This is a genomic window from Phenylobacterium ferrooxidans (assembly GCF_042714595.1).
Lineage (GTDB): Bacteria > Pseudomonadota > Alphaproteobacteria > Caulobacterales > Caulobacteraceae > Phenylobacterium > Phenylobacterium ferrooxidans.
The window spans coordinates 71,887-78,368 of record NZ_JAOTJD010000021.1; the positions used below are offsets into that span (position 1 = coordinate 71,887).

Annotated in this window: 7 protein-coding genes; 4 read left to right on the forward strand and 3 right to left on the reverse strand. The window is 70.5% G+C overall.

Features of this window, described 5'->3' with window-relative positions; all coding sequences use genetic code 11:
• Positions 1 to 6: 6 nt before the first annotated feature.
• Both OCL97_RS12370 and OCL97_RS12375 read left to right on the forward strand, forming a co-directional pair.
• A complete protein-coding gene (locus OCL97_RS12370) occupies positions 7 to 876 on the forward strand; it encodes a class I SAM-dependent methyltransferase (protein ID WP_377370322.1) in 870 nt (289 codons plus the stop codon).
• 54 nt (positions 877 to 930) lie between these two features.
• Positions 931 to 1,110: a hypothetical protein gene (locus OCL97_RS12375; protein WP_377370323.1), complete on the forward strand. Its 180-nt coding sequence runs from the start codon at positions 931 to 933 to the stop codon at positions 1,108 to 1,110.
• On the opposite strand, the gene recQ is transcribed toward OCL97_RS12375, so the two are convergent.
• Together recQ and OCL97_RS12385 are read right to left on the reverse strand one after the other, a co-directional pair.
• Positions 1,107 to 2,939, reverse strand: a complete 1,833-nt coding sequence (recQ, locus tag OCL97_RS12380; RefSeq protein ID WP_377370324.1) for a DNA helicase RecQ — start codon at positions 2,937 to 2,939, stop codon at positions 1,107 to 1,109. The two genes, OCL97_RS12375 and recQ, sit on opposite strands and share 4 nt — an antisense overlap.
• Positions 2,940 to 3,107: 168 nt before the next feature.
• The gene (locus OCL97_RS12385; protein WP_377370325.1) at positions 3,108 to 4,847 is read right to left on the reverse strand and encodes an N-acyl-D-amino-acid deacylase family protein; all 1,740 of its coding nucleotides are present in this window, start codon (positions 4,845 to 4,847) and stop codon (positions 3,108 to 3,110) included.
• Between the two features lie 188 nt (positions 4,848 to 5,035).
• Here OCL97_RS12385 and OCL97_RS12390 point away from each other — a divergent pair, with 188 nt between their 5' ends.
• Entirely contained in the window at positions 5,036 to 5,167 is a 132-nt protein-coding gene (locus tag OCL97_RS12390; protein ID WP_377370326.1) for a hypothetical protein, read from the forward strand.
• Here the strand turns inward: OCL97_RS12390 and OCL97_RS12395 are convergent.
• The gene (locus OCL97_RS12395; protein WP_377370327.1) at positions 5,164 to 5,634 is read right to left on the reverse strand and encodes a COG3650 family protein; all 471 of its coding nucleotides are present in this window, start codon (positions 5,632 to 5,634) and stop codon (positions 5,164 to 5,166) included. The genes OCL97_RS12390 and OCL97_RS12395 overlap by 4 nt on opposite strands.
• A 47-nt stretch (positions 5,635 to 5,681) precedes the next feature.
• On the opposite strand from OCL97_RS12395, the gene OCL97_RS12400 reads away from it, so the two are divergent.
• Positions 5,682 to 6,482: DNA cytosine methyltransferase (locus tag OCL97_RS12400; protein ID WP_377370328.1), on the forward strand; the 801-nt coding region annotated here is incomplete at its 3' end.

Here is a 6,482-nt window from a genome sequence, read left to right on the forward strand (position 1 = left end):
TCCTGCGTGCTGCTCATCGATGAAGCCAAGATCGTGGCGGAGGCCGACGGCCTCGCCGCCCGTGGCGCGACCGTCAACGAGGTCCTGACCCTCCTGCGCGGCAAGCTCTCGCTGGACGCCTTCGGCCTGTTGCTCATCGGCCTTCCGCGCGCCGACCTGCCGGCCTTGTCAAAATTGCTGCCGCGCATGGCCTCGGACGAGACCCAGCGGAATTTCACCGGCAATAGCGGCGAGATCCTGCTGGGACAGACCGTCAGTTTCGTCCGCGCCCTGGCCTACAACTACGCCGCCCTGCGCAACTGCTCGCTCTCGGGCGCCCGGATCATGGACTATGGCTGCGGCTACGGGCGCATCACCCGGATGCTCTACTATTTCGCCAATCCGGAGGCGATCTGGGCGGTGGATCCCTGGGATCTGGCGGTCAGCCTCTGCCGTGACGCGGGCATGCTTGGCAATATCGCCCAGTCTGACTACCTGCCCGCGAGCCTGCCGGCGCCGGAAGCGGCCTTCGACGTGATGTTCGCCTTCTCGGTCTTCACCCATACCTCGCGCAACGCCACCGACGCGGCGCTTTCCGCCCTGCGCAGACACATCGCGCCGAACGGCCTGCTGGCCATCACCATCCGTCCCGAAGAATACTGGGCGGTGAACCCCGAATACGCGCCGCAGGCCGCCGCCTACCAGGCCAAACATGCCGCCGAGGGCTTCGCCTTCGCCCCTCACGGGCGCGACACCGTGGAGGGTGAAGCCACGTATGGCGACACCTCCATGACCCTGGACTTCCTGGCCGCGAACTACCCGGACTGGCGCATCGAGGGCGCCGACTGGGCCCTGGTCGACCCCTATCAGCGCTACGTCTTCCTGACGCCTGCCTGACGTTCGAGCACAAGCTGCTCAATAATCAGGACTTTTGACGACTTCCACCGGGAAATGCGCACCAGGGCGGTGGCGGAAGCCCGAGCCACCGGCATGGGCAGCTACGCCACCGACCACGTCACTGTCGGCTACGCCCTGACCCCCGGCCACGAAACCTATCGCGGTCTCGGCTGGTGCGGCGCCATCACCCAGCGCGAGCCCGAGGCGGCCAGCGCCGCATCTCGAGCAGCCTAGCCCTCGAACCCCTTCACCACTTCAAGCACCGCCTCGCCGTAGCGGGCGAGCTTGCTTTCGCCCACGCCGGAGACGGCGGCCAGGCGGGGCAGGGATCCGGGTTTGGACTGGGCGACCTCGATCAGGGTGCGGTCGGGGAAGATCACATAGGGCGGCACGTGCTGGCGCTTGGCCTCGCCGGCCCGCCAGTAGCGCAGGGCTTCGAACAGAGCCGCGTCCCCCGCATCGATGTCGGCGGCTTCGCGGCGCTTGCGGGGCTTGCCCGAGCGGGTGGTGGGGTCGTTCTCCTCGGGCGCCTTGCGCAGGCCCACCCGGCGCTCGCCGCGATAGACCGCCTTGACCCCCTCCGGATCCCCCAGCCCGATCAGGGGACGGCCGTCATTGGGGTCCTCCTTCAGCAGACCATCGAACAGCAGCTGGTCGATCAGGTCGCGCCAGCCATTGACGCTGAACTCCTTGCCGATGCCGAAGGTGGTGAGGCCCGCCTCGAAGCTGGAGGGCTCCTTGGTCTTGCCCAGCAGGTGCTCCACCAGCCGCCCGCGCCCGAACCGCCCCCCCAGGCGATGCACCGCCGACAGCGCCTTCTGGGCCGCCTGGGTGGCGTCGATGCTCTCGGGCGGCGACAGGCACAGGTCGCACTGGCCGCAGGGCTCCACCCCCTCCTCGCCGAAATAGCGGCGCACGGCGGCGGCGCGGCAGTTGGCCCCGTCCATCATGGCGTAGAACTGGCCGACCTTGCGGCGCTGCACGGCCTTGACGGTGTCGTCCATCTCGCGGCCGTCGATGCGGCGGTAGGCCCAGGCCATGTCGGCGGCGCCATAGAGGGTGATGCCCTCGGCCGGATCGCCGTCCCGTCCCGCCCGGCCGATCTCCTGCCAATAGGCCTCGATGGAGGCCGGCGGATCGGCGTGGATCACGAAACGGACGTCCGGCTTGTCGACCCCCATGCCAAAGGCGATGGTCGCCACCATCACCGCGGCGTCGGCCTCCAGGAAGGTCTCCAGCCGCTCGGCCCGGACCGCCTTGTCGAGGCCGGCATGGTAGGCGAGCGCGTGGGTTCCGGCGGCGCGCAGGCTCTCGGCCAGCTTGTCGACCCCGTCGCGGGAGCCGGCATAGACCACGCCGGAGCGGCCCGGCCGCGCCTCGATCAGCTCCAGAACCCGCTTGTGTCCGGCCCCACGCTTGCGTTCGGCCGACAAGGCCAGCTCGGGCCGGGCGAAGCTGGCCACGAACTCCAGGGCGTCCTCCAGCCGCAGCTCGGCACGGATGTCGTCGCGGGTCCGGGCGTCGGCGGTGGCGGTGACCGCCAGGCGCGGCACGTCGGGGAAGATCTCGGCGAGCCTGCCCAGCATCCGGTACTCGGGGCGGAAGTCATGGCCCCACTGGCTGACGCAGTGGGCCTCGTCGATGGCGATCAGGGCGAGCGGCGTGCGGCGCAGGCGATCCATCACCGACGAGGTCATCAGGCCCTCGGGCGAGATGTAGAGCAGGTCCAGCTCGCCCTGCTCGATCCGCTCCCAGGTCTGGGTCTTCTCCCAGGGCTCGATGTTGGAATCCAGCCGCGCGGCGGCCACGCCCGACTGCACCAGGCCGGCCACCTGGTCAGTCATCAGGGCGATCAGCGGCGAGACCACCAGGCCAAGGCCCGGCCGCATCAGGCTGGGGATCTGGTAGCAGAGGCTCTTGCCGCCGCCGGTGGGCAGGACCGCCATGGCGCTGCGCCCGGCCAGGACCTCTTCGATCACCTCGGCCTGGCGGCCCCGGAACTCGGCATGGCCGAAGGTGCGGCGCAGGATCTCCCGCGCCTCGTCGAGGGAGGCGGATGGCATGGCGGTCTTATGGCCTGCATCGGCAGGCCTGCGAAGACCCCAGCAACATGTCGGCGGCCACGGATGGAGCAGAGGGCCGCACTGGCCCGTCAGGATCGCGCGAAAGCCCGTCAGGCCGGGCTCAGGGCCGACCGGCACAGGCCGACATGTGACCGTCGAGGTCCCGCGCTATTCGGCCGCCAGGGCCGCCGGCGCCATCTGGCTGCCGCGCAGCAGGCGGCCGGGCAGGGCGCCGGTGGGCTCGCCGTCGCGATAGGTCACCTCGCCTGCCACGATGGTGGCGGCGTAGCCGTCCGCCCGCTGGATCAGCCGCCGTCCGCCGGCCGGCAGGTCATAGGCCACCGACGGCGATCTCAGGGTCAGGTTCTCATAGTCGATGATGTTGAGATCGGCTCGGTAGCCCGGCGCGATCAGGCCCCGGTCGAACAGGCCCACGGCCTCGGCCGTGTCGCGGGTCTGCATCTTGATCATGGCCGGTAGCGACAGCCTGGGCCCGCGCGTGCGGTCCCGGGTCCAGTGGGTGAGGTTGGAGGTAGGGAAGCTGCCGTCGCAGATCATCCCCACATGGGCCCCGCCGTCCGAGAGGCCCGGCACCGTGTCGGGATGGATCAGCATCTCGAAACTGGGGTCCAGGGAGCCGTCGGCATAGTTGAGGAAGGGCAGGTACAGCATGCCCCGCCCGCCGTTCGACAGCATGTGATCCAGGGCCAGCTCTTCCGGCGCCACGCCTCGCGCGGCGGCCATGGCCGCGATGGTGCGGTCGGGCGTCTGCTCGTAGTCGGGCTCGTCGCCCATCAGGAACATGATCCCCCAGTTGCGGGTCATGTTGGCGGCGAAGGCGGGATCGGCGGCGGCGCCCTCGGCGAACAGCTGGACGCGGAAGGCCGGGTCGCTGAGCTTGGCGACCCGCTCGGCCAGGGGCTGCTTGGCGATGGCCTGGTAGCTGGGGCGGCTGGTGAAGGGGTTGAGGGTCAGCTCCAGTCCAAACAGGATGCCCACCGGCCGGCCCGCCACCTGGGCCCGCATCTGCAGGCCCGCCGCGTTGGCCTCGCGCAGGCGGTCGAGCAGGAATTCGTACTGCCGGGGCTGGCGGGGGTTCTGAACGAGCGAGAAGGAGAGCGGCCGCCCGGACCGCTCGACGATCCGCCGCAGCATCGCGAATTCTTCGGCAGGATCGTTGAAGTCGGAGACGAACTGCAGGGCGCCCTTGCCCGCCGCGGCCAGGCCCATGGCGATCCCGGTCAGCTCGGCCTCCGAGGCCGTGAGCGTCGGGGTGGGCTGGCCGTCGCTGGTCCGGTGGTTCAGGGTCCGTGAGGTGGAGAAGCCGAGCGCGCCGGCCTCCACCGCCTTCTGGGCCAGGGCCGCCATGGCCGCGATATCGGCCTGCGTGGCGTCCTCGCGATTGGCCCCGCGCTCACCCATCACATAGACCCGCAGGGCCGCGTGGGGCAGCTGGCTGCCGATGTCGACGTCGAAGCGCCGCCCCGCCAGGCTGTCGAGATAGTCGGGATAGCTCTCCCAGGTCCAGGGCAGGCCCTCCGTCAGCACCGGGAAGGGGATGTCCTCGACCCCCTCCATCAGCCGGATCAGCCGGTCGTGGTCCGCAGGCTTGCAGGGGGCGAAGCCGACCCCGCAATTGCCCATCACCACGGTGGTGACGCCATGCCAGGCCGAGGGCTGCATGTGGCTGTCCCAGGTGGCCTGGCCGTCATAGTGGGTGTGGATGTCGACGAAGCCGGGTGTCACCAGCTTGCCGCCGGCGTCGATCTCCTCCACGCCCCGGCCCCGGACCTCGCCCACCTGCGCGATCAGGCCGTCCTTGATCGCCACGTCGGCCGCATAGGGCTCGCCGCCCGAGCCATCGACCACGCGGCCGTTGCGGATCACCAAGTCCCAGGCGCGCTCCATGACGGCCTCCCTCTTTTCGTTGGGACGAATTGGGCGCCCGCAGGCCCCACCCGGTCAAGGGCGCCGCGAGGTCAGGTCACGATCTGTTAAGGGAACCGGCGAAACTGCGGCGGGTTTTGGCGATGCGTTAACCGCCGCCAAGCTAGGCTGTAGGTGTGACATCCACTGGGGTTCGGGAGGACCCTGACATGGCGCTGAAAGTCTTCTTCCTCGCGGCGACCTTCGCCGCTGTCCTGGTCGGCTTGGCCCTGCCCACGGGGCGCGAGAGCGCCGAGGTCGGCGAATCCCAGATCGCCACCATGGCGATCGGCGAAGGCTAGGCGCCTTCCTTCGGCATGGCGCCGGCGTGGCCGGCGCAGCCCTTCAGCGTCTCTGATCCGATCACCACCACGGCGGCGTAGTCGTACTTCAGGTCCGACATGCCATCGGAACAGGCCTCGGAGCTGAGGGTCACGGTCAGCCGGTCGGCCCCGGCCTGGGTCTCCCAGGTGGCCTTGCCGTTCTGCACCGTCATGCCCGGGTTCTTGCCCACCGCCGCGGGATGGTCGGGACGCTGCAGGGTGATCTGGGTGTCGCGGATCTGCAGGCCCCAGAACGGCTCGGTGCCGCGCGCGTCCATGCCGCCGGCGAACTCCTCCGGAAGCGGGGTCGATGTCGCCGGAGGCGCGGCGGGGGGCGGGGTCGCGGGCGCATCGGCAGGCGGCGGGGCGGCGGCGCCATCGGGGGCCTGCGGCGTGCAGGCGGCAAGGACCAGCAGCGCGGAGGTGGCGAGGACGAATGAACGCATGGCGGCGATCCTTTCCCAGGGGCTGAAGCAGGCTAGACTCATCGGCGATGAGTCGGAACGCCCCTCGCACCTTCTATGAGTTCTTCGCCGGCGGCGGCATGGCCCGCCTGGGGCTGGGCGAGGCCTGGACCTGCGTCTTCGCCAACGACTTCGATCCGGTCAAGTCGGCCACCTACCGCGCCAACTTCGCCGATGCGGAGCAGCACTTCCGCCAGGGGGACGTCTGGAAGTTGGAGGCCGCCGACCTGCCTGGCCGCGCCGACCTCGCCTGGGCCTCGTCGCCTTGCCAGGACTTCAGCCTCGCGGGCGCGCGGGCGGGCCTGACCGGCGGTCGGTCCTCGGCCTTCTTCGGATTCTGGCGGCTGATGGAGGCGCTCGCCTCGGAAGGCCGGGCGCCGCGCACCATCGTCATCGAGAATGTCTGCGGCCTGCTGACCTCCGGCGGCGACTTCACCGCCCTGTGCGCGGCCCTGGCGGATCAGGGCTACAGCTTCGGCGCCCTGGAGATCGACGCCGCCCGCTTCCTGCCGCAGTCGCGGCCCCGGGTGTTCGTTGTGGCGACCCTCGACCCCGTGCCGGCGGCGCTGACCGGCGACAGTCCCTTCCAGACCCGATTGGTGCGCGAGGCCCAGGCCCGTCTTCCCGCCGAGCTGGCGGCGCGCTGGATCTGGTGGCGGGGCGCCGCGCCCGCCGCCCGCAACAGCGACCTGGCCAGCCTGCTGGAGCCGGATGCGGCGGTCGCCTGGCATACGCCCGCCCGCACCCAGGCCCTGATCGCCCTGATGGCGCCCCTGCACCGCGCCCGCCTCGAAGCGCTCCAGGCCTCGGGCCAGCGGGCCAGATCGGAA

Coding starts and splice junctions, on each gene's coding strand:
- OCL97_RS12375 (WP_377370323.1), top strand. CDS start 931: ATGCGCACCAGGGCGGTGGCGGAAGCCCGAGCCACCGGCATGGGCAGC.
- recQ (WP_377370324.1), bottom strand. CDS start 2,939: ATGCCATCCGCCTCCCTCGACGAGGCGCGGGAGATCCTGCGCCGCACC.
- OCL97_RS12385 (WP_377370325.1), bottom strand. CDS start 4,847: ATGGAGCGCGCCTGGGACTTGGTGATCCGCAACGGCCGCGTGGTCGAT.
- OCL97_RS12390 (WP_377370326.1), top strand. CDS start 5,036: ATGGCGCTGAAAGTCTTCTTCCTCGCGGCGACCTTCGCCGCTGTCCTG.
- OCL97_RS12395 (WP_377370327.1), bottom strand. CDS start 5,634: ATGCGTTCATTCGTCCTCGCCACCTCCGCGCTGCTGGTCCTTGCCGCC.